The organism is Scandinavium sp. (assembly GCF_032012665.1).
Lineage (GTDB): Bacteria > Pseudomonadota > Gammaproteobacteria > Enterobacterales > Enterobacteriaceae > Scandinavium.
The window spans coordinates 23,318-47,629 of record NZ_DALZVG010000008.1; the positions used below are offsets into that span (position 1 = coordinate 23,318).

Below are 24,312 nucleotides of genomic sequence, written 5' to 3' on the forward strand. Positions count from 1 at the left end.
TTTATAAACCGGGAGAGTAAAATGAATGCTTTTTATAGTGGTTGAAAATCAGCTGGTTAAATCATTGTGTTCATTTAAGTGCTGCTAAATTCATGTGTCGGAAATAAAGCGCTCGTTAATTCATCGAATAATTTGAGATGATTCTTAATGGCGTGAAGGGAATATTGTTATCAGGATATATCCTTAATTAACGATATCGATCACGGAAAAAATGGGCTCCTGAAATTCGGAACCCACTATTATTTAACATCCGCTTTCGGCCCAGGCTTTTTCTATTTCTTCGGCGAGAATTTTCACCCCGGCTTCGATTTTTTCCGTTTCCGGAACGTAATTCATACGCATGCACTGATGCGTATGCGGCCAGGGTTTGTCGAGACCCGGGAAGAAGAAATCACCCGGCACCATCAGCACGCCGCGTTTCTTCAGGCGCTGATAAAGAATTTCGGTGGTGATCGGCAGGTCTTTAAACCACAGCCAGAGGAAAATCGCCCCTTCCGGTTTGTGGATCAGGCAGCGCTCTTCCGGAAGGTAGCGACGAATAATCGCAATGGTTTCCTGTACGCGCTGATAATAGAACGGCTTGATGACCGTCTTGGACAGGCGCAGCAGGTCTTTACGCTTGATCATCTCGCACATCATCGCCGGGCCGATGCCGCCTGGCGCAAGGCTGATAATGCCGTTCATGTTGCTGATGGCGCTGATGATTTTCTCGTTAGCAATGATGATGCCGCAGCGGCTGCCCGGCAGGCCAAGCTTGGAAAGGCTCATGCACAGCACGATGTTCGGGTTCCACAGCGGTCGTGCTTCGCTGAAGATGATACCCGGGAACGGCACGCCGTAGGCATTATCAATGACCAGCGGAATACCGTGCTGATTGGCCAGCACGTCGAGCTTCATTAACTCTTCGTCGGTGATGACGTTGCCCGTCGGGTTAGTTGGGCGGGAAACGCAGATCATCCCGGTTTCTTCGGTGACGTGCAGGTGCTCAAAATCAACGTGGTATTTAAACTGGCCCTCCGGCAGCAGCTCGATATTCGGACGCGCTGAGACAAACAGATCGTCTTCCAGACCGGAATCGGCATAGCCGATATACTCCGGCGTCAGCGGGAACAGCACTTTGCGCACGCTGCCGTCGGCGCGGCGACCTGCGAAGAGGTTAAACAAGTAGAAAAACGCGCTCTGACTGCCGTTAGTCAGTGCAATATTCTGTGGTCCGATATCCCAGCCGAGCTCTTCGCGCAGCATCTGTGCCAGCGCGGACAGCAGTTCGGATTTCCCCTGCGGGCCGTCGTAGTTGCACAGCGCCTCGGTGGCTTTGCCGCTTTCCAGCATCTCTGCCAGCAGATTGTGGAAGTAGTCATTCATCTGCGGAATTTGCGCCGGGTTACCGCCGCCGAGCATGATGGCGCCTGGCGTGCGCAGACCATCGTTAAGATCTTCCATCAGGCGGGTGATACCGGAATGACGGGTGAATTTGTCGCCGAAAAGTGAAAAAGTCATATGCAGGTGTTCTGTCGATCTTCTGGGTAGGGGCTAACCATAACCCCTGCGACTGTGAGGTGCAAACGGGTGAATGGATTCAGTGCCGGTTATTTATCCTGCATACATATGTCAGGGTGGAATAACCCTCTGTTTTAACGCAGAGGGTAAATTCAGTCTGCTTTTCCCGCCCATACCACCATTATTTTGTCGTCGCCGTGTTGGCGAACGAAACCATAACCTTGCGGTAAGGAGAGTGTGGTCTGGCTGCCTGCCCCAACGGCGGGATGGCGGGCGCGGAACTGGCCAAGTTTCTGCCAGTGCGTCACCGTGGCGGCTTCTTTTCCGCTGACGTCCTGCCAGTTCATATCCGAACGCGTGCCCTGAAGCGGGTCGGAACCGGTCGGGCCAAACGGACGGGCGGATTCATCACCGTAAAAAATCTGCACGGCGCCTGGCGCCAGCAACAGCAGTTCGGCGGCCGTGCTGCCGCCTTCGCGGAACAGTCGGGTGTCGTGCGAGGAAAGATAGCTCAGGACGTTGAACTGTTGCAGTTTGTCGGCCATCTGCTGCCAGGTCAGGTCGATATTCGCCAGGCAGTCCACGGCTTTGGCGGCCTGATCCTGATAATCGAAGTTGATCATCGCGTCAAAACCGTGGCGGTAATACTCGCTCTGCATCACGCCGTGCCCCCACGCTTCGCCGGTCATCCAGAACGGGGCTGCGTCCAGAACTTTGTCGGGATTGGCTTTTTTCCACTCAGCCAGCGCCGCCGTGGCCTGGGTTTTCAGCTGATCCCACGCCGGAAGCTCAACGTGTTTGGCGGTATCCACCCGGAAGCCATCAATGCCGTAATCGCGTACCCACTGGCTCAGCCAGTGGGTCAGGTAATCCCGGGGTGTGAAGCCCGCAATGGCTTTGGCGGCGGTATCGGGTTTGTGCTGATAAAAAATGGGCAGGCCGGATGCCACGGTAGATTCGGTTTTGAGATCGGGAAGGAAGGCCAGCGACATGGTCAGATCGTCAAAGCCGGGATTGTCGTAATCGCCGATATCGGTACGGATCCACTTTTTCCCCCACCAGTTGGCCCACGCGGTTTTGTCGCTGAAGTTGATGTAGTCGTTGAAGCTGTGCCAGCTCTGGCCCAGTCCGGGCTTCCAGTCAGTCCAGCGCTTTCCGAGCGTCTTATTCAGCTCGTCACCCTTAAGGTAGAGCGTGCCAAACTGGTATTGCTGCATATCCGCGAGCGTGGCGTAGCCGGTGTGGTTCATCACGACGTCGAACAGAATGCGGATGCCGCGCTTGTGGGCCTCATCGACAAGGCGATGCAGGTCATCCTCCGTACCCATATTGGCGTCGAGCTTTGTCCAGTCCATCGGGTAATAGCCGTGATAGGCATAATGCGGGAAATCACCCTTGGTACCGCCGCCCACCCAGCCGTGAATTTGTTCCAGCGGGGAGCTTATCCACAGCGCGTTCACACCAAGCTGGTGAAGGTAATCAAGCTTGCTGGTGAGGCCCTGCAGGTCGCCGCCGTGAAATGTGCCGATCTCCTGCAAACCATCCTTGTGGCGGCCATAGCTGCTGTCGTTCTGTGGGTTGCCGTTCACGTAGCGGTCGGTGAGCACAAAATAGACGGTGGCGTTGTGCCAGCTGAAAGGGGCAGGCTGGCTGGTTTGTGCATTTTCCAGCAGCAGAAGCCCGTTGCTGCCCTCCGCAGGCTGGAGCGTTATTTTGCCGCCGCTGACGGTGGCCGTCTGCCCGCTGTAAAAATCGCGGACTTTGCTGCCTTCTGCAAAGGTTTTGGCTACATCAAGCGTCAGCGGTTTGCCATTCCCGCGCGGGCACTGGCGAACCTCCACTTTCGCGGCGTCGCGGGTCTCGCTTTTGACGCTTAGCATCAGCGTGGGCGTGCCGGAACGGGTGTCGATCGTCAGGGTGTAAACCCCATCGCGAAACAGTCGCCATTGCGGAGCGCTGCCCTGACAAGGCTTAAGCGAGAGCATTTCATTGAGTTTGATCGCGGAAGCGGGCTGCCAGCACTGTTGGTCAAAATTTAATGTCAGAGGGCGCGTACCCTTCGCCAGCGATTTTTGACTGATGAATGTTCCGCTGCCTTCAGGTGTGAAAGCGGGAAAGTCCGGCGTGCTCCAGGCGGCAGCGGCTATGCCGGGCAGAAGCAGCAGGGTCAGAGCAGCAAGTTTCATTCCGTTCACCTGTGTCAGTTTTTGGGCATTTTGCCAGCCGGTACGATGCCATCACTCCTCCTTTGGCTGCATTTAGGGGGATGACGACGCAGGGTGAGCGATCGGGCTCTAATCAGCGCAAAAATTTCTGCGATAAAGCCTGCAATTTCAGCGCCGTGAGCCGAATGAGAGTCTTTTATGCGTGACATTGTTTCGGAATTAGACTATTTCTTGGGGTGCGCTCGCAGGGTATTTTTGGTACAATTCGCGATTCATTTCGCAGTTATGTGAATAATTCAAGACGTTGGACTGATTTAATCCGACCAGGAGACCTGATGATATCGACTCCCATTCGACGATATGGGGCCACGATACTCATGTTACTCACCTGTATATTTTCAGGTGGCGTGCTGGCAAAGACGCACACAGCAACAACGAGTCACAAAGCCCCGGTAATAAAGGCAAGCAGTAGTAGTAAGGTTAGCAGTAAACAAGAGTATTCTCGCAATAGTGCAAAGAGTAGTTCACTTCCTGATTTGCGAAAATACCCTTCCGGAACACCTCGTAAAAAAGCGTTTCTCCGGACCGTAATGCCTTATATCACCAGCCAAAATGCGGCTATCACCGCCGATCGTAACTGGCTTGTTTCCAAGCAGTATGACGCTCGCTGGTCGCCTTCTGAGCGTGCGCGCCTGAAGGATATTACTAAGCGCTATAAAATCAGCTGGTCCGGGAATACGCGTAAAGTGCCGTGGAACTCGCTGCTTGAGCGTGTGGATATTATCCCTGGCAGCATGGTTGCGACCATGGCCGCAGCCGAAAGCGGCTGGGGTACGTCGAAACTTGCCCGTGCCAACAATAATCTGTTTGGCATGAAGTGTGTCAAAGGCAAGTGCCAGGCGGGTAACGGGAAAGTGAAAGGGTACTCGCAGTTTGAATCGGTGAAAGAATCGGTTGAAGCTTACGCGGTGAATCTCAACACCCATCCGGCCTACAACTCTTTCCGTAAGTCCCGTGCGCAGCTGCGCAAAACGGACCAGGAAGTGACCGCCAGCGCCATGATCCACAAGCTGAAAGGCTATTCAACGCGCGGTTCAAGCTACAACAACTACCTGTTCAGTATGTACCAGGATAACCAGCGTCTGATTGCCGCGCATATGTAAGGCGGAAAGATTGCCCGGCAGCACTCCGTTAGCACGGGCCTGTGAGAAGTCTTGTAGGCCGGTCAGCGAAGCGCCACCCGGCATCAATCACCGCTCAGTATCCTGAAACGCCTTCCATCGGAAGGCGTTTTTGTTTTCTGACTTTTTGTTTTTTAAATAAGGGTTTCCCCAAAACGTTCCCGGTATTCCTTCGGCGTGGTGTCGTACTCTTTTTTAAATACCGAATAGAAATACTGTAGCGACGGATAGCCGCACATCTGCGAAATTTCGTTAATAGACAACGAAGTGGATACCAGCAGACTGCGTGCCTTTTCCAGCTTCTCACTGTGGATCACCGCGTGAATGGTTTCCCCCACCTCTTCCTTAAATCGTTTTTCCAGATTTGAGCGCGAAATCCCGACCGCATCCAGCACCTGCTCCACCTTTATACCCTTGCAGGCGTTGTTGCGGATGTAGTGCATGGCCTGAATCACCGCCGGGTCGTCAAGGGAACGGTAGTCCGTAGAGCGGCGTTCGATGACGCGCACTGGCGGCACCAGCAGCCGCTGGAGTGGCAGGCGTTCATTATCCAGCAGGCGATGCAGCAGTTTTGCCGCCTGATAGCCCATCTGGCGGGTGCCCTGCGCCACGGAGGAGAGCGCCACGCGTGACAGATAGCGGGTCAGCTCTTCGTTATCGATACCAATGACGCAGAGCTTCTCCGGCACCGGAATGTGCAGATGCTCGCAGGCCTGCAAAATATGACGCGCGCGGGCGTCGGTGACGGCGATTATCCCTGTTTGCGGCGGCAGCGTTTGCAGCCAGTCTGCCAGACGGTTCTGGGCATGCTGCCAGTTTTCCGGGGCCGTTTCCTGGCCCTGATACACCACGCCGCGGTATTTTTCCTTCGCCACTATCTGGCAGAACGCGTGCTCTCGCTCCACGGCCCAGCGCTTGCCGCTGGAGGCAGGCAGGCCGTAAAACGCAAAGCGATGCACGCCTTTTTCTTTCAGGTGCAAAAAGGCGCTCTCCACCAGGGCATGATTGTCCGTGGCGATATAATGCACCGCCGGGTAGCTGTCCGGATGGTGATAAGAGCCGCCAACGCCGACGATAGGGACGTCCACATCGGCGAGCATGGCCTCAATGATTGGGTCGTCAAAATCAGCAATCACGCCATCGCCGAGCCACTCTTTGATGTTTTCAGTACGGGCGCGAAAATCCTCTTCAATAAAAATGTCCCATTCCGACTGCGACGCCTGTAAATATTCCCCCACGCCCTCTACAACCTGGCGGTCGTAGGCTTTGTTGGCGTTGAATAACAGCGTGACCCGGTGGCGCTTTTCAAACATGTTTTGCTTTCCTGAAGAGGCAAGAATGGCGATACCCGCGGGTGTCGCCATGGTAGCGGAAATGGCTGCGATCAGGTTCGCCGCTTGGTGGCCGAGTCCATCCACACCGCCAGCAGCAAAATGGCGCCCTTAACGATATATTGCCAGAAAGTCGGTACGTCCATCATGCTCATTCCGTTGTCCAGCGCGGACATAATAAACGCCCCCATTACCGCACCCGCGACGCTGCCCACGCCACCCGCCAGGCTGGTGCCGCCAATGACGCAGGCGGCGATAGCATCCAGCTCGGCAATGTTCCCTGCCGAAGGCGAGCCTGCCCCCAGACGTGAGCTCAGGATCAGCCCGGCGATAGCCACCATCAGGCCGTTGATGGCGAAGACGGCGAGCTTCGTGCGCTCCACGTTAATGCCCGACAGGCGCGCTGCTTCAAGATTGCCGCCAATGGCATAGATGCGGCGGCCAAACGCCGTACGGGTTGCCATAAACATGCCCGCCAGCAGAAGCAGGGCGAGAATGAGCACCGGGGTGGGCACGCCGCGATAGTCGTTCAGCATCCAGATGGCCCCAAGGGCAATCACCGCAGTTAACGCCTGGCGACCCACGACGCCAGTGGACGCTGAATTCGTTAACCCCAGCGACTGGCGGCGCATGCGCCCACGCCACTGCCAGGCGACAAACGCCATCAGCCCGACAACGCCGATGATGAAACCGACGCCGTCCGGCAGGTAGCTCTGACCAATTTGCGACATCGCCGGGCTGGTAGGGGAAACGGTGGTGCCGTTGGTGATACCAATCAGGATGCCGCGAAACGCCAGCATCCCGGCAAGCGTGACGATAAACGACGGGACTTTGCGGTAGGCGACCCACCATCCGTTCCATGCACCGAGCACCAGGCCCAGCGCCAGAGTGACGATAATCGTCAGCGGCAGAGGCCAGCCCAGCCAGACGTCAAAAATTGCCGCCGCGCCGCCGAGCAGGCCCATCATCGACCCGACCGACAGGTCGATTTCCGCCGAGATAATCACAAACACCATCCCCACCGCCAGAATGCCGGTGATGGCGGTCTGGCGCAGCAGGTTCGAGACGTTACGTGCGCTGAGGTACGAGCCGTCGGTGGTCCAGGTAAAGAACAGCATGATGACAACGATCGCGGCGATCATCACAAATACCTGCAAATTAAGCGTCTTTAGCCCCGCAAAGGTGGCGGGCGCTGACGCATCCAGCTTCAGTTCAGACGGCGTGTTTTTCGACATGGCGTTCACTCCTCAGGGCCGCTTCCATCACTTGTTCCTGGGTCAACTGATGGTTGACCAGGTCCGCTTTCAGTTTGCCTTCGTGCATCACCAGCACGCGGTCGCTCAGGCCCAGCACTTCCGGCAGTTCGGAAGAGATGACGATCACCGCGATGCCCTGCTGCACCAGTTGATTAATCAGTTTGTAGATTTCGTATTTCGCGCCGATATCGATGCCGCGAGTGGGCTCGTCGAGGATCAGAATGCGGGGGTTAAGCAGCAGGCTGCGGGCTAAAATGGCCTTCTGCTGGTTCCCGCCGCTGAGGCGGCCAATCGCCAGCTCCGGTGAGGAGGTTTTCACCTTCAGCCGGGAAAGGGAGTTCAGGATGCAGTTTTGCTCTGCTGCATCGTCCAGTGCGCTAAGCGGCCCCGAAAACTGGTCGAGCGCGGCGAGGGTAATATTTTTCCCCACCGCCATCACCGGCACGATGCCGTCTTTTTTACGATCTTCTGGCACCATTGCGATGCCGTGGGCAATCGCCTGCTGACAGTTAGCGATGTTCACCGCTTTGCCGTCGATAAACACTTTGCCTTCCCAACGGCCACGCCAGACGCCAAACAGGCACTGTACGGCCTCAGTTCTCCCCGCACCGACAAGACCCGCGATACCCAGAATTTCTCCGCGCCGTAGTGAGAAGGAGATGTCATTGACCCGTTTAATATGACGATTTACCGGATGCCAGGCGGTGAGGTGCTCAATACGGAGGATTTCGTCCCCCGGCGTGTGAGGTTCGTTCGGGTAAAGGGCCGTCAGCTCACGGCCGACCATCATGGTGATGATGTCGTCTTCGCTCATGCCGGTGGCGTCCCGGGTGCCGATATGTTGGCCATCGCGGATCACGCAGATGGTATCGGAAATAGCCTTCACCTCGTTAAGCTTGTGGGAGATGTAGATGCAGGCGATGCCGTGGTTTTGCAGGTCGCGAATAATATTCAGCAGCACAGCGGTTTCCTGCTCGGTGAGCGAGGCCGTGGGTTCGTCCAGAATCAGCAGCCGGACCTGTTTGTTCAGCGCCTTGGCGATTTCGACCAGCTGCTGCTGCCCAAGCCCTAAATCACCGACGCGTGTGTCGGGCGAAATGGCAAGACTGACCTGTGCGAGCAGCTTTTCGCAGCGCAGGGTCATCTGATCGTAATCAAGAATCCCGTGGCGGGTGATCTCTGCGCCTAAAAAGATGTTTTCCAGCACGGTCAGATGCTTAACCAGCGCCAGCTCCTGGTGAATGATGGCAATGCCCCGGCGTTCAGTGTCGCGAATGTGCCCTGCCTCCAGCGGCTCCCCGGCAAAGATAATCTCACCTTCGAAGCTGCCGTGCGGGTAAATACCGCACAGCACTTTCATTAGCGTCGACTTGCCTGAACCGTTCTCGCCGCACAGGGAAACCACTTCCCCGGCGTTCAGGCGCAGGCTGACGTTGTCTATCGCCTTCACCACCCCGAAGGTTTTGGTGATGCTTTTCATTTCAAGTAAATAAGGCATGGCGGCTCCACGTCATGTTCCACGTCATAAGCAAATGCCCCTCCTGAGAGGGACCGCGGAATTACAGTTCACTCTTTTTGTGGAAACCGTCTTTAATCACGGTGGCGTCAATATTGGTTTTATTGACCTCAATGGGTGTGAGCAGGCGCGCGGGCACTTCTTTCAGGCCATTGTTGAGCGTGGCGTCTGATTTCGGCTGCTGACCGTTGCCAAGCTCAACCGCAATTTCTGCGGCGGTGGTGGCAAGCTGAGTAATGGGTTTATATACGGTCATCGTCTGGGTGCCCGCAATAATGCGTTTTACGCCGGCCAGGTCGGCATCCTGGCCGGAAATGGCGACTTTCCCTGCCAGGCCCTGCGCGCTCAGCGCCTGGATTGCGCCCCCGGCAGTGGCATCGTTGGAGGCGACGACAGCATCAATTTTGTTGTTGTTGGCGGTCAGCGCATTTTCCATGATTTTTAGCGCGTTTTCCGGCAGCCAGCCGTCGGCCCACTGATCGCCCACGACTTTAATTTTGCCGTTGTCGATATACGGTTTTAAGACTTTCATTTGCCCGGCACGGAACAGCTTCGCATTGTTATCCACCGGTGATCCGCCCATCAGGAAGTAGTTACCTTCAGGGACTTTATTAATGAGGCTTTGTGCCTGCATTTCACCGACTTTTTCGTTATCAAAGGAAATATAGAAATCAATATCAGCATTATTAATCATACGGTCATAGGCCAGCACTTTAATGCCTTCCTGTTTTGCTTCTTTAATAACGTTGCTTAATACCTGACCGTTGTAAGGAATAATGACTAATACATCCACGCCGCGGTTAATCATATTTTCAATCTGCGACATTTGCGTTTCTTCATTGCCGTTAGCAGATTGTACAAATACTTTTGCACCTAAAGATTCGGCTTTATTCACAAAGATATCACGATCTTTTTGCCAGCGTTCAAGACGCAGGTCGTCGATCGCCATGCCGATTTTGACTTCCTTAGCGATACCCGCAAAGCTTGTCAGCAGCAGCGAGGCGCAAAGCGTGAGGCAAAGTTTTTTCATTTTCATCATCGTAGGGCCTTTTGTCGGTACGTAGGGGTGATACTGGTGAAAAAAGAAACAAGCACGATGGACACGCTGCAAATTTTTAGCACGGTCGAGATTTATGGCAATTACAGATTTTTATCTTCTGATTACGATATTTGGTTTATTTTCCGAATTATGACCGCGATCGAATTTTAAATCGTTTCAGCCTTTTGTTGCATGGATGTATGGAAGCGCGATCGTAAAAGAAAAGCGTGGCGGATATTTTGCGAGCCAGCGCACGTTTGTGGATTCTCTTAATCGCAGTGTGAAATAACGTAATTGAGCAACCGCAAATCAGGTAACAGTATTACTGCACAACCTGGTATTCGCCGCGTCTAATGGAGTTCAATTATGCAAGCTTATTTCGACCAACTCGATCGTGTTCGCTATGAAGGCCCGACATCGCAAAATCCGCTGGCTTTCCGCCACTACAATCCGGACGAGCTGGTGCTCGGCAAGCGCATGGAAGATCACCTGCGGTTCGCGGCGTGCTACTGGCATACCTTCTGCTGGAATGGCGCAGATATGTTTGGCGTGGGCTCGTTTGACCGTCCGTGGCAGCAGCCCGGCGAAGCGCTGGCGCTGGCAAAGCGTAAGGCTGACGTGGCGTTTGAATTCTTCCACAAGCTGAACGTGCCGTACTACTGCTTCCACGACGTGGACGTGTCGCCAGAGGGCGCCTCGCTGAAGGAATATCTTAATAACTTTGCGCAGATGGTCGATGTGCTGGCCGAAAAGCAGCAGCAAAGCGGCGTGAAGCTGCTGTGGGGCACCGCCAACTGCTTCACCCATCCGCGCTACGGCGCAGGTGCCGCCACCAATCCGGATCCGGAAGTGTTCAGCTGGGCCGCCACGCAGGTGGTGACGGCAATGAACGCCACCCATCAGCTCGGTGGCGAAAACTACGTCCTGTGGGGCGGGCGTGAAGGGTATGAAACGCTGCTGAATACCGACCTGCGCCAGGAGCGTGAACAGATTGGCCGCTTCATGCAGATGGTGGTTGAGCACAAACACAAAATTGGCTTCCGTGGCACGTTGCTTATTGAGCCGAAGCCGCAGGAACCGACCAAGCACCAGTACGACTATGATGCGGCGACCGTTTATGGCTTCCTGAAGCAGTTTGGTCTGGAAAAAGAGATTAAGCTCAATATCGAGGCCAACCACGCGACGCTCGCGGGACATTCGTTCCACCATGAAATTGCCACGGCTATCGCGCTGGGGCTGTTCGGCTCAGTGGACGCCAACCGCGGCGATGCGCAGCTTGGTTGGGATACCGATCAGTTCCCGAACAGCGTGGAAGAAAATGCGCTGGTGATGTATGAAATTATCAAAGCGGGTGGTTTTACCACCGGCGGCCTGAACTTTGATGCCAAAGTACGTCGCCAGAGCACCGATAAATATGATCTGTTCTACGGTCATATTGGTGCCATGGACACCATGGCGCTGGCACTGAAGGTGGCGGCCCGCATGATTGAAGACGGTGAGCTCGACAAGCGCGTGGCGCGCCGCTATGCGGGCTGGAATGGCGAACTGGGCCAGCAGATCCTGAAAGGGCAGATGTCGCTGACCGATATTGCTAAATATGCCGAGCAGCACAGCCTTGCTCCGCAGCACCATAGCGGGCATCAGGAGCTGCTGGAGAACCTGGTTAACCATTATCTGTTTGATAAGTAATACCTGATCGCCCGGTGGCGCGATGCTTACCGGGCCTACAAAATCTGTAGGCCGGTGCAAGCGTAGCGCCGCCCGGCACGTTGATTATGGAGAAGCCACTATGTACATCGGGATCGACCTCGGCACATCCGGGGTAAAAGTCATTCTGCTCAGCGAGCAGGGTGATTTGTTGGCAACGCAGACGGAAAAGCTCACGGTCTCGCGTCCGTCTCCGCTGTGGTCGGAACAGGATCCTGAGAGCTGGTGGCGGGCTACGGATAGCGCGATGAAAGCGTTAGGCGCTCAGCATTCTCTCGCCGGAGTGAAAGCCCTGAGCATTGCCGGGCAAATGCATGGCGCAACGCTGCTTGATAAGCATCAGCGCGTGCTGCGTCCGGCCATTTTGTGGAACGACGGGCGCTGCGCTGAAGAGTGCGTCATGCTTGAAAAGGCTGTCCCTCGCTCGCGGGAAATTACCGGCAACCTGATGATGCCTGGCTTTACGGCACCGAAGCTGCTGTGGGTACAGCGCCACGAACCAGATGTGTTCCGCAAAGTGGATAAGGTGCTGTTGCCAAAAGATTATCTTCGTCTGCGCATGACCGGCGATTTCGCCAGCGATATGTCGGACGCGGCGGGCACGATGTGGATGGACGTGGCAAAGCGTGACTGGAGCGACGAGATGCTTCAGGCGTGCGGCTTAACGCGCGATAACATGCCTGCCTTGTTTGAGGGCTGCGACATCACCGGCGCGCTTTTGCCGTCGGTAGCCCAGGCCTGGAATATGCCTGCGGTGCCCGTTGTTGCAGGTGGTGGCGATAATGCTGCGGGTGCAGTTGGCGTCGGCATGGTCGACGCGGGCCAGGCCATGTTATCGCTGGGTACGTCGGGGGTTTATTTTGCCGTCAGCAACGGTTTTCTCAGCAAGCCTGAGAGCGCGGTGCACAGCTTCTGCCACGCCTTGCCCGGCCGATGGCATCTGATGTCGGTGATGCTAAGTGCAGCCTCATGCCTTGACTGGGCCGCGAAACTGACCGGGATCGGCGACGTTCCTGCACTGCTGGCTGCCGCGCAAACGGCAGATAAAAATGCCGATCCGGTGTGGTTTTTACCGTACCTGTCCGGCGAGCGCACGCCACACAACAACCCGAATGCGAAGGGCGTATTTTTCGGTCTGACCCATCAACATGGCCCGGCGGAGCTGGCGCTGGCAGTACTGGAAGGTGTGGGCTTTGCGCTGGCTGACGGTATGGACGTTGTTCACGACTGCGGCATTAAGCCAGACAGCGTGACGCTGATAGGCGGCGGTGCCCGCAGTGCCTACTGGCGGCAAATGCTGGCGGATATCAGCGGTATCGCGCTGGAATACCGTACCGGTGGCGACGTGGGGCCCGCACTGGGTGCCGCGCGCCTTGCTCAGCTTGCCCTGCATCCCGGTAAACCGTATACCGACCTGCTGCCGCAGCTCACGCTGGAGCAGACGCATCAGCCTGATGCGCCGCAGCATGCCGCCTATGCGCCACGTCGCGAAACCTTCCGCCAGCTTTATCAGCAGCTCAAGCCGCTGATGTCCTGAAGCAGCGTTTAGCTGTCCTTTTTTGACCTTATCAGGCCGCCTGTTCGTGTCCACAATGGCTCTACACCGACACGAACAGGAGTCTGACTATGTCCCGCACCGCATTAATTAACATTGATACCCAGCAGTCCTTCGAGCATCGCGCCTTCTGGCAAACCGCCGATTTTCCTGCCTTCCAGGCGTCAATGCTGGCGCTGATTGCAGGCTGTCAGCAGCGTAACGTGCCCGTTGTGGATATCTTCCACGTTGACGATCGGGGTGTCTTCTCGCTTGAGAGTGGTTTCGTTAAGCCGATGTCCTTTTTACGTCATCAGCCTGATGTGGTTTTCCACAAACACGTCCATAATGCTTTTACCGATACCGGGCTGGATTTCTGGCTGCGCAGCCGCGACATCAATCATCTGGTCATCTGCGGTATGCGGACTGAACAGTGCTGTGAAACCACCACGCGCGTGGCTTCCGATCTGGGCTACGAGGTGACCTTTGTTACCGAAGCGACGCTGACCTTCCCGATGACCCACAAAGGCGTTACGCTGGATGTTGAAACGTTGCGCCACCGCACTGAAACCGTGCTGGCCGGGCGCTTTGCCACCCCCAAAACCGTTGCGGAGACGCTTGAATCGCTATGACCACTGACGTCTGGTTCGTGATGCTGCCCGGAGTGCTGTCGCTGGATATGACCGGCCCGGCAGAAACGTTCGTGCTGGCGGGGGAGGCGTTTCGCCTGCACTACATTGGGCCAGACGCGGAAGTACCCACCTCCATCGGCATGACGATGGGCAATATTCAGCCGCTGCCGGACAGTCTTCCGCCGGGCAGCCTGCTGGTGCTGCCCGGCGTCTGCGATTCAGACCATTTCTTTTCCACGCCGCAGGCAGAGCTGGCCCGCCGTTGGCTGATGCGCCAGCAGCCGCAGCTGCATGCGCGGGAGATCGCGCTGATGTGCGTCTGTTCCGGCTCGCTGCTGGCGGCGAAAGCCGGACTGCTGCACGGCGTGCAGTGCACCACCCATCATGATGTGATTTCACGCCTGAAGGCTGCGGCACCAGGGGCGATCGTTAAAGAGAACCGCATTTTTATTGAGGATAAAGGCATCTGGACCAGCGCCGGGATCACCTCCGGTATCGATCTGGCGCTGCATCTTATCAACCGGTTATACGGCCCGGAACGAGCAATGGCGGTGGCGCGGGAGATGGTGGTGTGGTTTCGTCGCTCCGGGGATGACCCGCAGCTTTCGCCCTGGCTGCGCTACCGTAACCACCTGCATCCGGCCATTCACCGTGCACAGGATGCATTAACCGCTGCTCCACAACGTGCCTGGCCGCTGGTGGACATTGCCGGGCAGGCGCACGTCACGCCGCGCCATCTGACGCGGTTGTTCAGGCAGCATCTGGGCATCAGCGTGCGGGATTATCTGGAGCAGCTCCGGCTGGCGCTCGCTGAACAGCAGCTGTTGCAGGGGCGCGGTATGGAACAGGCGGCGCTGGCGGCAGGGTTCACCTCGGCACGCCAGCTGCATCGCGCCCGTTCCCGGGCGTCAGCTCACCAACCGACGAGCGTCGATCCGCTGCACCAGCATTGAGAGCAGCAGGCTGCCCGCCACCGTGGAGCAGAAAATCCACAGGATATCGAGCAGCGGCCAGCTTTTCAGCTCAATGCCGCCTGAACGCAGCGCGTGGATGATCAGCGCATGGAAGCCGTAAATCCCCAGAGAATGCTGCGAAATGAGGCTTAATCCGGGCAGTTCGCGACTGTTCAGCATGTTTTTCACAAAGGTGAATAACGTGACGGCGCAAATAAACACCATCGGCCCGGCGTAGAGATACCAGGTATCGGCGAAATTGCCACGCCATTTCAGTTCGTGCAGCGTACCGCGTGAAATAATCCAGACCGATGCGACAAACAGGCCCGCACAAAGCAGCGTCAGCGGCTTTTTATCGGTGTTCATCATCCCCAGCGCACGGCCTAAGAGGCCATAGAGCACGTAGTAAAACGTGTCGCCGTCGATATATAAATTGACCGGCAGCCATTCAAATCCGCCCGTTTTCACCGGCACCGTGTTGGGGTTAGCGACCACGCCGAGCATGACCATCAATGCCATCAGCATCCAGCCGTTGACGCTTTTTACCTGAATTAAGGGAGAAAGCAGGTAAATCACGAAAATTGCGAAGAAAAACCACAGATGATAGAACACGGGCTTTTGCAGCAGATGCTTCAGTGACAGCTCCGCGTTGATGTGGGTGAACAGCAGGATGTAAGCCAGCGCGATGGCGCTGTAAAACAGCAGGCACAGGCCGATACGCAGGAAGTGACGCGGTGCGGCGCTGCGTTCACCAAAAAAAAGGTAGCCGGAAATCATGAAAAAGAGCGGCACGCTGACGCGGGAGGCGGAGTTCAGCAGATTGGCGATATCCCAGTTGAGCAGGCTGGTGCTGTGGGCGTTGGTGACATACCAGGTGGTGGTGTGGATCATCACTACCATCAGGCAGGCAATCCCTCGCAGGTTGTTAATCCAGCTAATCTTTCCTGACATCGGTTCCTCAGTTCGGTGCTAAAAAAAGTCTGACCGGTGCGTCCGGCCATTGTCCCTCTGGAAAAATCTGAGTTTACCGCGGATGGCTTGTCGACCAGGGAACGGATTCGCAGAATGCAGAGTCAGAAAAACACTCTAGTCTTAAAAGTGACAATAACAGGCAAAGAATAAGGCCGTAACGAAAAATGATGATGAAGTATTTCCTGGCGCTGCTGATGGCTGCGCTACTTGCAGGGTGTAGCGCGCCAAAAGCGCCGGAGCAAAAAGCGCAAAGGGCGAAAATCGATTCGACCCGTTCGCTGAATATGGAACAGCTTTGCAAAGACAAAGCGGCAGAACGCTATAACACTGGGGCACAAAAGGTTGATGTCACCGGCTTCGAGCAGTTTCAGGGCAGCTACGAGCTTAAAGGCTATACGCCGAAGAATGAGAGCTTCGTTTGCTCTTTTGATGCTGATGGTCAATTTTTGCACCTTTCGATGCGCTAAGCAGCGAGGATGCAGGAGGGAAATGCCCCGCATTTCCCCACTATTCCCTCAATTTTCCTGCAACAACTGTCATTCATACTGTATATCTCGCAGCCAGCGGGTATACTTGACCCTTCCTTAATTCCACACGTATCCAGCACGAAAAATATGCAAAAGTTTGATACCAGGACTTTCCAGGGCCTGATCCTGACCTTACAGGATTACTGGGCTCGTCAGGGCTGCACCATTGTTCAACCACTGGACATGGAAGTCGGCGCTGGCACCTCCCATCCGATGACCTGTCTGCGCGCGCTCGGCCCGGAGCCGATGGCGACTGCTTACGTGCAGCCGTCCCGCCGCCCGACCGATGGTCGCTATGGCGAAAACCCGAACCGTTTACAGCACTACTATCAGTTCCAGGTGGTGATTAAGCCATCGCCGGACAACATTCAGGAGCTGTACCTCGGATCCCTGAAAGAGCTGGGTATGGACCCGACCATTCACGACATCCGCTTCGTGGAAGATAACTGGGAAAACCCAACGCTGGGCGCCTGGGGTCTGGGCTGGGAAGTGTGGCTGAACGGCATGGAAGTGACGCAGTTCACCTACTTCCAGCAGGTTGGCGGCCTGGAGTGTAAGCCGGTGACCGGCGAAATCACCTACGGTCTGGAGCGTCTGGCAATGTACATTCAGGGCGTAGACAGCGTTTACGACCTCGTCTGGAGCGACGGCCCGCTGGGTAAAACCACCTACGGCGACGTGTTCCATCAGAACGAAGTGGAGCAGTCCACCTATAACTTCGAATACGCCGACGTCGACTTCCTGTTCTCCTGCTTCGAGCAGTACGAGAAGGAAGCACAGCAGCTGCTGGCGCTGGAAAACCCGCTGCCGCTGCCTGCCTATGAGCGTATTCTGAAGGCCGCGCACAGCTTCAACCTGCTGGACGCGCGTAAAGCCATCTCCGTCACCGAGCGTCAGCGCTATATTCTGCGCATTCGCACCCTGACCAAAGCCGTGGCAGAAGCCTATTACGCTTCCCGTGAAGCCCTTGGCTTCCCGATGTGCAACAAGAATAAATAAGAGGCGGCCATGTCTGAAAAAACTTTCCTGGTGGAAATCGGCACCGAAGAGCTGCCACCAAAAGCCCTGCGCAGCCTGGCGGAATCCTTTGCTGCGAACTTCACTGCTGAGCTGGATAACGCCGGTCTTGCCCACGGCAACGTTGAGTGGTTCGCTGCTCCTCGCCGTCTGGCGCTGAAGGTCGCTGGCCTTGCGGCGGCGCAGCCCGATCGCGAAGTTGAAAAACGCGGCCCGGCGGTTTCTGCGGCGTTTGATGCCGAAGGCAGACCGAGCAAAGCGGCTGAAGGCTGGGCGCGCGGCTGCGGCATCACCGTAGACCAGGCCGAGCGCATGGCAACCGACAAAGGTGAATGGCTGCTGTATCGCGCCCATGTTAAAGGCGAAAGCGCAGAAGCGCTGCTGCCGAACATGGTAGCGACGTCGCTGGCGAAGCTGCCTATTCCGAAACTGATGCGCTGGGGCGCGTCCGACGTGCAGTTCGTGCGTCCGGTTCACACCGTGACCCTGCTGCTGGGCGATAAAGTTGTTCCGGCAACGATTCTCGGCATCGACTCCGATCGCGTGATCCGCGGCCATCGCTTTATGGGCGAGCCGGAATTCACCATCGATAACGCCGATCAGTACCCGCAAATTCTGCTGGAGCGCGGCAAAGTTATTGCTGACTACGAAGCGCGTAAAGCCACCATCAAAGCGGATGCTGAAGCCGCAGCACGCAAAATCGGCGGCAACGCCGATCTGAGCGAAAGCCTGCTGGAAGAAGTGACCTCGCTGGTGGAATGGCCGGTTGTGCTGACCGCGAAGTTCGAAGAGAAATTCCTCGCGGTGCCTGCGGAAGCGCTGGTCTACACCATGAAAGGTGACCAGAAGTACTTCCCGGTCTACGGCAACGACGGCAAGCTGCTGCCAAACTTCATCTTCGTGTCTAACATCGAATCCAAAGATCCGATCCAGATTATCTCCGGTAACGAGAAAGTGGTTCGCCCACGTCTGGCGGATGCGGAGTTCTTCTTCAACACCGACCGTAAAAAGCGTCTGGAAGACAACCTGCCGCGCCTGCAAACCGTGCTGTTCCAGCAACAGCTCGGCACCCTGCGTGACAAAACTGACCGCATTCAGGCCCTGGCGGGCTGGATTGCCGGGCAGATTGGCGCAGATGTGAATCATGCAACCCGCGCGGGCCTGCTCTCCAAGTGCGACCTGATGACCAACATGGTGTTCGAATTTACCGACACTCAGGGCATCATGGGCATGCACTATGCGCGTCACGACGGCGAAGCCGAAGACGTGGCCGTTGCGCTGAACGAGCAGTATCAGCCGCGCTTTGCCGGTGATGACCTGCCGTCCAACCCGGTTGCGTGTGCTGTCGCGATCGCCGACAAGATGGATACCCTCGCGGGCATCTTTGGCATTGGCCAGCATCCGAAAGGCGACAAAGACCCGTTTGCGCTGCGTCGTGCCGCGCTTGGCGTGCTGCGTATCATCGTTGAGAAGAACCTGAACCTCGATCTGCAGACGCTGACCGAAGAAGCGGTGCGCCTGTACGGCGACAAGCTGACCAACGCGAAGGTTGTGGATGAGGTTATCGACTTTATGCTGGGCCGCTTCCGTGCCTGGTATCAGGACGAAGGCTTCAGCGTCGATACCATCCAGGCCGTGCTGGCGCGTCGTCCGACTCGCCCGGCAGACTTCGATGCGCGCATGAAGGCGGTTTCGCACTTCCGTACGCTGGAAGAAGCGGCGGCGCTGGCGGCAGCCAACAAGCGCGTGTCCAACATTCTCGCAAAATCCGAAGAGACGCTGAACGATACCGTTCATGCCTCCGTGCTGAAAGAAGCCGCAGAGATCAAGCTGGCGACCCATCTGGTTGTCCTGCGCGATAAACTGCAGCCGTTCTTCGCCGAAGGCCGCTATCAGGAAGCGCTGGTTGAGCTGGCCGCCCTGCGTGAGCCGGTGGACGAGTTCTTCGAGAACGTGATGGTGAATGCCGAAGATAAAGACGTGCGTATCAACCGCCTGACGCTGCTGACTAAGCTGCGTGAACTGTTCCTGCAGGTTGCGGATATTTCGCTGCTTCAGTAATTGGTTTTCCGCATGTCAGAAACCCGCCACTCGGCGGGTTTTTTTATGACTGGGGTTTTACGACAACGCGGGGGAATATTCGTGTTTTTACGAGCCTCCACGCAGATTCTCTCTGGCGACAGCATACTGTGTATGCCTGCGTGTTAGCATGAGCTGGCATTGTTGCTCAACTGTCCTTTCACTGCGGTGGAATGGTTATGTGAGCAAATTTTGCTCATAATGACAGGTGCAGTTTACACGTGTAATAAGGGGGGCCGGTATGCCAGTCGTGCATGTTCGACATAAAAAAACGGTGAGCGTCACGCTTGAACCTGGATTACTTCAGCAGGCGCGCGATGCGGGACTCAATCTCTCAGCGGTGCTGACTGACGCGTTGAAGCAGGCGATTGATGCCTCAGGGAATGAACGCTGGAAACAGGAAAATCGGGCCGGGCTGCAGGAGCTCAACCGGATTTCCGATGAGCATGAGCTCCTGTCCGATGATTTCAGGACGTTTTAGCGATGCAGTACGTTGTCTATCGTAATAACGGGAATCGTCAGGCCTACCCTTATTTGCTGGATGTTCAAAGCGACATCATTGAAGAACTTAACACCCGCATCGTGATCCCTCTGTATCCGGCGAGCAGGTTAACCGCACCGCCTGTCCGGCGCTTAACGCCCATTCTGAACGTTGAAGGGACAGACTATCTGGTGATGACCCATGAAATGGCCAGCGTGCGGATGGCCCAGATTGGGGATCAAGTGATGAATGCGCGCCCCTGGCGGCAGAACATTAAAAATGCGCTGGATTTTGTTTTTGATGATTTTTGAACGATTCCTGCCAGCGTATTTGCTGACGGAAAACAAAAACCCCCGCACTGGCGGGGGCTGATAAAGCGGTAATGCTTTCAGACGGGCTGTTTACTACCGGCAAGATTCGCCTGAATTAAGCGCATCAGCATCAGTTCGGAGGCCGTCGGCTTTTCTCGTCTTGATTCCCACTCCTGCACCATGCTCACGCTGACGCCCATTGCGCGGGCGAAATCATCAATCTTTAAACCGGAGCCTTTACGCAGTTGCTCAAACTCGGTAAAGGCAGTGGGCTTTTGTGTCAGGGTAATACGTTGTGAATCGTCTTTAAAAACAATGTTTTCCAGACTACTCAGCAGTTCAGACATCGGATCTTTATATTCCATTGAGAACTCCTCTGGAGGGCCTAATGAGATTGTTATTTTTGGCAAGCTCATTAAGCGTAGTCAGTAAAAAGGATGAGGTGTTGTCACGGGAGTGATTATTCGTGCGATATATTTTCCCTGACGCGTTTCAGCCAGACGTCCGCCAGAACTAATTATCTGATAAAGAAACGGGAAAGTTGTTCAGCACTTTTTTTGTAAATCGACAGTAAAAAAACGCAAAAGGGCGGGCGTGATGTGCCGTGCCCGCGATCAGGTTTTTGCGTTGCTTTTGGTCGTAGAGCGTTGTTCAACAACGTGCTGGTCGGGGGATGCGTACGATTATCGTACCGCGTGGGGAAGAAACACCCATGGTACTGAATAAACGGCCATTAATTCATGGCGTTATCTAATGCATGTCGAGGAAGAGAAATCTTATGAATTGTGATGAAGGCAATAAATAACTAACCTTTTCCGCGATGATGACAGGCCGGTGACTTTTCCCTCCAGGAATGCAGGAAAGAGTATCCTGTAAGGCTTACCTCGACTATCCTTGTCAGCGTCAGGCACGTGTGTGCCAGTTTGCGCTTTTTTGGCTGAAGGAGTATGAAAATGGCGACAGGAAAGTCCTGCTCTCGCTGGTTTGCGTCCGTGGTGGCGTTATTGATGGTAGTTAGCCTGAGTGGGTGTTTCGATAAAGAAGGCGATCAGCGCAAAGCGTTTATCGACTTCCTGCAAAATTCCGCGATGCGGAGTGGGGAACGTCTGCCGACGCTGACCACCGATCAGAAAAAGCAGTTTGGTCCGTTTGTCTCCGATTATGCGGTGATCTACGGCTATTCACAGCAGGTGAGCCAGGCGATGGACGCGGGTCTGCGTCCGGTTGTCGACAGCGTGAACGCCATCCGCGTGCCGCAGGATTACATGACTCAGCGTGAGCCGCTGCGTCAGGCGAACGGTGCGCTCGGCGTCCTGAGCCAGCAGCTTGAAAACGCCAAAATGCAGGCCGATGCCGCACACTCTGCCCTGAAGCAGAGCGACGATCTGAAACCTGTGTTTGACCAGGTGTACAACAAGGTGGTGACCCAGCCTGCGACTGCGATGCAGCCGCTGATCCCGGCCGCACAGATCTTCACCCAGCAGCTGGTGCAGGTGGGCGATTTTGTCGCACAGCAGGGCACGCAGGTGAGCTTTGTGGCGAACGGTATTCAGTTCCCGACCTCGCAGCAGGCAAGCCAGTACAACTCGCTGATTGGCCCGCTGGCTTCCCAGCATCAGGCGTTTAACCAGGCCTGGACCGCGGCGGTTAACGCCACGCGTTAATGTGCTGCTAGTGCCCGGTGGCGCTGTGCTTACCGGGCCGACAAACTTATCCGGCCTACACGTAGGCCCGGCAAACGCAGTGCCGCCGGGCAATTCCCTCTTAAAGCACCTGCGGATTGACGCAGTTCGTCTCCACTTTTCCGTTCAGCGCATTAATCAGGTTATCCACCGCCGTTTCTGCCATCGCATAACGTGTTTCATGCGTGGCAGAGCCGATATGCGGCAGCGCCACTACGTTTGGCAGCTTCAGCAGTTCTGAAGAGACCGGCAGAGGTTCCTGCTCGAATACGTCCAGCCCTGCGGCATGAATGTCGCCGTTTTTTAGCGCGCCGATCAGCGCTTGTTCGTCCACCACCGGGCCGCGGCCTGCGTTGATGAAAATCGCCGTTGGCTTCATCTGCCTGAACTGCTTCGTGCCGAACAGGTGACGGGTTTCTTCGGTCAGCGGCAGAATCGAGCAGACAAAATCCGCTTCCTGCAGCAGCGTGTCGAGGTCGCAATGGCGAGCGTTGAAACGTTCCTCAGCCTCTTTATGCTGGCGACGGGCGTTGTAGAGCACCGGCATGCCGAAGCCAAAATGCGCGCGCTGCGCCAGCGCCAGGCCAATACGCCCCATGCCGACGATGCCGATGGTTTTATGGTGTACGTCAGTACCGAACCAGTCCGGGCCGATGCCCTTTGTCCACTCACCTGCTTTGACGCGTTCGGCCACTTCAACAACTCTGCGGGCGCTGCTCAGGATCAGCGCCATCAGCGTGTCGGCAACGGTTTCGGTCAGCGCGGTCGGCGTGTGCATCAGCAGGACCTTGTGGGCATTTAGCGCGTCGACATCGAAATTGTCATAGCCCACGGAAATGGTGGAAGTGGCGCGCAGCGCGGGCATTTTTTCCAGCAGCTCAGCCCCCACTTTTTCGCTTGAGCCGAGCAGGCCCACGGCGTTTTTAAACGCGTCGGCATGCTGGTTAACGGTCTCTATGCTGAGATTTGGAACCCTGATAACCGTAAAGTTTTCCTCAAGGCGGTTTTGCAGATCGTCAGGTAATGACTTGTAGAGAATGACGGATGGTTTCATTTCTCTCTCCATTTTAAAGGGTTCAGGCGTGGCGTGCGCCGACGGGGATTTTTTGATTATTAGCAGGCTTAACAATTAAAGTCAGCCACACGGAGACGAAAAGCGCTACCCCCATAAAAATGTAGGAGGCAGACGGCGAGCCGGTTGCGCCGTTGAGATAGCCGACAAACCACGAGCCGAAAAAGGAGCCCAGTGCGCCCATGCTGTTGATAAGCGCCATCGCACCTCCGGCGACGTTGCGCGGCAGCATCTCCGGCACAATGGCGAAGAACGGTCCGTACGGGGCATACATGGCGGCACCGGCAATCACCAGCAGGCTGTAAGAGATCCAGAAGTGATCGGCCCCTACGGCCCAGGAGCCAATGAAGGCGAGGCCGCCAATCAGCAGCAGCGGCCAGACAAACAGCTTACGATTCTGCAGTTTGTCAGACGCCCAGGACGCGAGGATCATTGCAACGGTCGCCGCCAGATAAGGCACGGCGGAGAGCCAGCCCACTTCAACCATGCCTAAGTTTTCCCCGCCGCTGCGAATAATGGACGGCAGCCACAGCACAAACCCGTACACCCCGATGCTCCAGGCGAAATATTGAATGCACAGCAAAATCACGTTGCGCGAGCGGAAGGCCTCGCCATAGTTACGTACCGCTTTGATACCCTGCTGCTCGCGGTCAAGCTGTGCCTGTAGTTCGGTTTTCTCTGCCTCTGACAGCCAGCCCACCTGGGTCGGTTTGTCCTTCACCAGCACCCACCAGCAGAAGGCCCAAATCACCGCCGGAATGCCCTCGAAGATAAACATTTCACGCCAGCCGAAGGACTGAATCAGGTAGCCGGAGACCACCGACATCCACAGCACCGTCACGGGATTGCCGAGGATCAGGAAAGTGTTGGCTCGCGAGCGCTCCGAGCGGGTAAACCAGTTGCTGATGTAAATCAGCATCGCAGGCATCACGGCGGCCTCGACGATCCCCAGAATGAAGCGGATCGCGGCCAGCATCGGGATGTTGCTGACCATGCCGGTCAGCGAGGCGCAGCCGCCCCATAAGATCAGGCAGACGAAAATCAGTTTGCGCACGCTGCGGCGTTCGGCGTACACCGCACCGGGGATCTGGAAGAAGAAGTAGCCGAGGAAGAACAGCGCCCCAAGCAGGGAGGAGACGCCTTTGGTGATGCCGAGATCGTCGTTGATGCCGGCGGCGGAGGCAAAACTGAAGTTTGCGCGGTCGAGGTACGCCAGGCTGTAGGTGATAAACACGATAGGCATGATGTACAACCAGCGTTTCGTTGCATGGCTTGAACGGTTCATATGCGAGCCTCTGTTGTTGAGGTAGGTGCCACCGCCGTTTGTAGGGGACAGGGTAGCGTTTTTTTTCGTTTT

The 24,312-nt window shown here is 56.0% G+C and carries 21 protein-coding genes; 11 read left to right on the forward strand and 10 right to left on the reverse strand.

Going from position 1 to position 24,312, the window contains the following annotated elements; genetic code table 11:
* Window positions 1-243: 243 nt before the first annotated feature.
* Together avtA and RTU33_RS09135 are read right to left on the reverse strand one after the other, a co-directional pair.
* Window positions 244-1,500, reverse strand: a complete 1,257-nt coding sequence (gene avtA / locus RTU33_RS09130; protein ID WP_312626809.1) for a valine--pyruvate transaminase — start codon at window positions 1,498-1,500, stop codon at window positions 244-246.
* Window positions 1,501-1,652: 152 nt separating this feature from the next.
* On the reverse strand, window positions 1,653-3,686 hold the full coding sequence (locus RTU33_RS09135; RefSeq protein ID WP_312626810.1) for an alpha-amylase: 2,034 nt from the start codon (window positions 3,684-3,686) through the stop codon (window positions 1,653-1,655).
* Window positions 3,687-4,000: 314 nt separating this feature from the next.
* On the opposite strand from RTU33_RS09135, the gene RTU33_RS09140 reads away from it, so the two are divergent.
* Window positions 4,001-4,828, forward strand: a complete 828-nt coding sequence (locus RTU33_RS09140; protein WP_312626811.1) for a protein bax — start codon at window positions 4,001-4,003, stop codon at window positions 4,826-4,828.
* A gap of 152 nt (window positions 4,829-4,980) precedes the next feature.
* Here the strand turns inward: RTU33_RS09140 and xylR are convergent, their stop codons facing one another.
* The 4 genes from xylR to xylF form a co-directional block, all read right to left on the reverse strand.
* Entirely contained in the window at window positions 4,981-6,159 is a 1,179-nt protein-coding gene (gene xylR / locus RTU33_RS09145; RefSeq protein WP_312626813.1) for a D-xylose utilization transcriptional activator XylR, read from the reverse strand.
* Between the two features lie 71 nt (window positions 6,160-6,230).
* Window positions 6,231-7,412 (reverse strand): xylose ABC transporter permease XylH, encoded by a 1,182-nt coding sequence (gene xylH, locus RTU33_RS09150; RefSeq protein ID WP_312626815.1) that lies wholly within the window; start codon window positions 7,410-7,412, stop codon window positions 6,231-6,233.
* On the reverse strand, window positions 7,390-8,931 hold the full coding sequence (locus RTU33_RS09155; RefSeq protein ID WP_312626816.1) for a xylose ABC transporter ATP-binding protein: 1,542 nt from the start codon (window positions 8,929-8,931) through the stop codon (window positions 7,390-7,392). Before RTU33_RS09155 ends, xylH begins: the two co-directional genes overlap by 23 nt.
* 61 nt (window positions 8,932-8,992) lie before the next feature.
* Window positions 8,993-9,985 carry a D-xylose ABC transporter substrate-binding protein gene (gene xylF / locus RTU33_RS09160; protein ID WP_312626955.1) on the reverse strand — a complete coding sequence of 331 codons (993 nt, stop codon included), beginning with the start codon at window positions 9,983-9,985 and terminating at the stop codon, window positions 8,993-8,995.
* Between the two features lie 369 nt (window positions 9,986-10,354).
* Here xylF and xylA point away from each other — a divergent pair, with 369 nt between their 5' ends.
* The 4 genes from xylA to RTU33_RS09180 all read left to right on the forward strand — a co-directional run bounded on the left by xylA (window position 10,355) and on the right by RTU33_RS09180 (window position 14,814).
* Entirely contained in the window at window positions 10,355-11,677 is a 1,323-nt protein-coding gene (gene xylA, locus RTU33_RS09165; RefSeq protein ID WP_312626817.1) for a xylose isomerase, read from the forward strand.
* 100 nt (window positions 11,678-11,777) lie between these two features.
* The gene (gene xylB / locus RTU33_RS09170; RefSeq protein ID WP_312626818.1) at window positions 11,778-13,232 is read left to right on the forward strand and encodes a xylulokinase; all 1,455 of its coding nucleotides are present in this window, start codon (window positions 11,778-11,780) and stop codon (window positions 13,230-13,232) included.
* A gap of 89 nt (window positions 13,233-13,321) precedes the next feature.
* On the forward strand, window positions 13,322-13,861 hold the full coding sequence (locus RTU33_RS09175) for an isochorismatase family protein (protein WP_312626819.1): 540 nt from the start codon (window positions 13,322-13,324) through the stop codon (window positions 13,859-13,861).
* Entirely contained in the window at window positions 13,858-14,814 is a 957-nt protein-coding gene (locus RTU33_RS09180; RefSeq protein WP_312626820.1) for a helix-turn-helix domain-containing protein, read from the forward strand. Before RTU33_RS09175 ends, RTU33_RS09180 begins: the two co-directional genes overlap by 4 nt.
* Here the strand turns inward: RTU33_RS09180 and RTU33_RS09185 are convergent.
* Window positions 14,770-15,765: an acyltransferase gene (locus tag RTU33_RS09185; protein WP_312626821.1), complete on the reverse strand. Its 996-nt coding sequence runs from the start codon at window positions 15,763-15,765 to the stop codon at window positions 14,770-14,772. The genes RTU33_RS09180 and RTU33_RS09185 overlap by 45 nt on opposite strands.
* Window positions 15,766-15,950: 185 nt before the next feature.
* Here RTU33_RS09185 and RTU33_RS09190 point away from each other — a divergent pair, with 185 nt between their 5' ends.
* The 5 genes from RTU33_RS09190 to RTU33_RS09210 all read left to right on the forward strand — a co-directional run bounded on the left by RTU33_RS09190 (window position 15,951) and on the right by RTU33_RS09210 (window position 20,201).
* Window positions 15,951-16,253, forward strand: coding sequence for a YsaB family lipoprotein (locus RTU33_RS09190; RefSeq protein ID WP_312626822.1), 303 nt, complete (start codon window positions 15,951-15,953; stop codon window positions 16,251-16,253).
* A 147-nt stretch (window positions 16,254-16,400) separates the two neighbouring features.
* Window positions 16,401-17,312, forward strand: coding sequence for a glycine--tRNA ligase subunit alpha (glyQ, locus tag RTU33_RS09195; protein ID WP_004126458.1), 912 nt, complete (start codon window positions 16,401-16,403; stop codon window positions 17,310-17,312).
* A 9-nt stretch (window positions 17,313-17,321) separates the two neighbouring features.
* The gene (gene glyS, locus RTU33_RS09200; RefSeq protein WP_312626823.1) at window positions 17,322-19,391 is read left to right on the forward strand and encodes a glycine--tRNA ligase subunit beta; all 2,070 of its coding nucleotides are present in this window, start codon (window positions 17,322-17,324) and stop codon (window positions 19,389-19,391) included.
* A gap of 259 nt (window positions 19,392-19,650) precedes the next feature.
* Entirely contained in the window at window positions 19,651-19,890 is a 240-nt protein-coding gene (locus RTU33_RS09205; RefSeq protein ID WP_312626824.1) for a type II toxin-antitoxin system CcdA family antitoxin, read from the forward strand.
* 2 nt (window positions 19,891-19,892) lie between these two features.
* The gene (locus tag RTU33_RS09210) at window positions 19,893-20,201 is read left to right on the forward strand and encodes a CcdB family protein (RefSeq protein WP_312626825.1); all 309 of its coding nucleotides are present in this window, start codon (window positions 19,893-19,895) and stop codon (window positions 20,199-20,201) included.
* A gap of 77 nt (window positions 20,202-20,278) precedes the next feature.
* Here RTU33_RS09210 and RTU33_RS09215 read toward each other — a convergent pair whose 3' ends face one another.
* Complete coding sequence (locus RTU33_RS09215; protein ID WP_312626826.1) at window positions 20,279-20,566, reverse strand: HTH-type transcriptional regulator; 288 nt, start codon at window positions 20,564-20,566, stop codon at window positions 20,279-20,281.
* 588 nt (window positions 20,567-21,154) lie between these two features.
* Between RTU33_RS09215 and RTU33_RS09220 the strand changes: the two genes are divergently transcribed.
* Window positions 21,155-21,865 (forward strand): DUF3053 domain-containing protein, encoded by a 711-nt coding sequence (locus tag RTU33_RS09220; RefSeq protein WP_312626827.1) that lies wholly within the window; start codon window positions 21,155-21,157, stop codon window positions 21,863-21,865.
* A 100-nt stretch (window positions 21,866-21,965) separates the two neighbouring features.
* Here the strand turns inward: RTU33_RS09220 and ghrB are convergent, their stop codons facing one another.
* Both ghrB and RTU33_RS09230 read right to left on the reverse strand, forming a co-directional pair.
* Window positions 21,966-22,937, reverse strand: coding sequence for a glyoxylate/hydroxypyruvate reductase GhrB (ghrB, locus tag RTU33_RS09225; protein ID WP_312626828.1), 972 nt, complete (start codon window positions 22,935-22,937; stop codon window positions 21,966-21,968).
* A gap of 22 nt (window positions 22,938-22,959) precedes the next feature.
* Window positions 22,960-24,240, reverse strand: coding sequence for an MFS transporter (locus RTU33_RS09230; protein WP_312626830.1), 1,281 nt, complete (start codon window positions 24,238-24,240; stop codon window positions 22,960-22,962).
* Between the last annotated feature and the right edge of the window lie 72 nt (window positions 24,241-24,312).

What these genes read in the sequence shown, in the direction of transcription:
- xylH (WP_312626815.1), bottom strand. Translation starts at nt 7,412, where the DNA reads ATGTCGAAAAACACGCCGTCTGAACTGAAGCTGGATGCGTCAGCGCCC.
- avtA (WP_312626809.1), bottom strand. Translation starts at nt 1,500, where the DNA reads ATGACTTTTTCACTTTTCGGCGACAAATTCACCCGTCATTCCGGTATC.
- RTU33_RS09135 (WP_312626810.1), bottom strand. Translation starts at nt 3,686, where the DNA reads ATGAAACTTGCTGCTCTGACCCTGCTGCTTCTGCCCGGCATAGCCGCT.
- glyQ (WP_004126458.1), top strand. Translation starts at nt 16,401, where the DNA reads ATGCAAAAGTTTGATACCAGGACTTTCCAGGGCCTGATCCTGACCTTA.
- RTU33_RS09185 (WP_312626821.1), bottom strand. Translation starts at nt 15,765, where the DNA reads ATGTCAGGAAAGATTAGCTGGATTAACAACCTGCGAGGGATTGCCTGC.
- RTU33_RS09180 (WP_312626820.1), top strand. Translation starts at nt 13,858, where the DNA reads ATGACCACTGACGTCTGGTTCGTGATGCTGCCCGGAGTGCTGTCGCTG.
- RTU33_RS09155 (WP_312626816.1), bottom strand. Translation starts at nt 8,931, where the DNA reads ATGCCTTATTTACTTGAAATGAAAAGCATCACCAAAACCTTCGGGGTG.
- RTU33_RS09175 (WP_312626819.1), top strand. Translation starts at nt 13,322, where the DNA reads ATGTCCCGCACCGCATTAATTAACATTGATACCCAGCAGTCCTTCGAG.
- xylF (WP_312626955.1), bottom strand. Translation starts at nt 9,985, where the DNA reads ATGAAAATGAAAAAACTTTGCCTCACGCTTTGCGCCTCGCTGCTGCTG.
- glyS (WP_312626823.1), top strand. Translation starts at nt 17,322, where the DNA reads ATGTCTGAAAAAACTTTCCTGGTGGAAATCGGCACCGAAGAGCTGCCA.
- RTU33_RS09215 (WP_312626826.1), bottom strand. Translation starts at nt 20,566, where the DNA reads ATGGAATATAAAGATCCGATGTCTGAACTGCTGAGTAGTCTGGAAAAC.
- RTU33_RS09230 (WP_312626830.1), bottom strand. Translation starts at nt 24,240, where the DNA reads ATGAACCGTTCAAGCCATGCAACGAAACGCTGGTTGTACATCATGCCT.
- ghrB (WP_312626828.1), bottom strand. Translation starts at nt 22,937, where the DNA reads ATGAAACCATCCGTCATTCTCTACAAGTCATTACCTGACGATCTGCAA.
- RTU33_RS09205 (WP_312626824.1), top strand. Translation starts at nt 19,651, where the DNA reads ATGCCAGTCGTGCATGTTCGACATAAAAAAACGGTGAGCGTCACGCTT.
- xylA (WP_312626817.1), top strand. Translation starts at nt 10,355, where the DNA reads ATGCAAGCTTATTTCGACCAACTCGATCGTGTTCGCTATGAAGGCCCG.
- xylB (WP_312626818.1), top strand. Translation starts at nt 11,778, where the DNA reads ATGTACATCGGGATCGACCTCGGCACATCCGGGGTAAAAGTCATTCTG.
- RTU33_RS09210 (WP_312626825.1), top strand. Translation starts at nt 19,893, where the DNA reads ATGCAGTACGTTGTCTATCGTAATAACGGGAATCGTCAGGCCTACCCT.
- RTU33_RS09220 (WP_312626827.1), top strand. Translation starts at nt 21,155, where the DNA reads ATGGCGACAGGAAAGTCCTGCTCTCGCTGGTTTGCGTCCGTGGTGGCG.
- RTU33_RS09140 (WP_312626811.1), top strand. Translation starts at nt 4,001, where the DNA reads ATGATATCGACTCCCATTCGACGATATGGGGCCACGATACTCATGTTA.
- xylR (WP_312626813.1), bottom strand. Translation starts at nt 6,159, where the DNA reads ATGTTTGAAAAGCGCCACCGGGTCACGCTGTTATTCAACGCCAACAAA.
- RTU33_RS09190 (WP_312626822.1), top strand. Translation starts at nt 15,951, where the DNA reads ATGATGATGAAGTATTTCCTGGCGCTGCTGATGGCTGCGCTACTTGCA.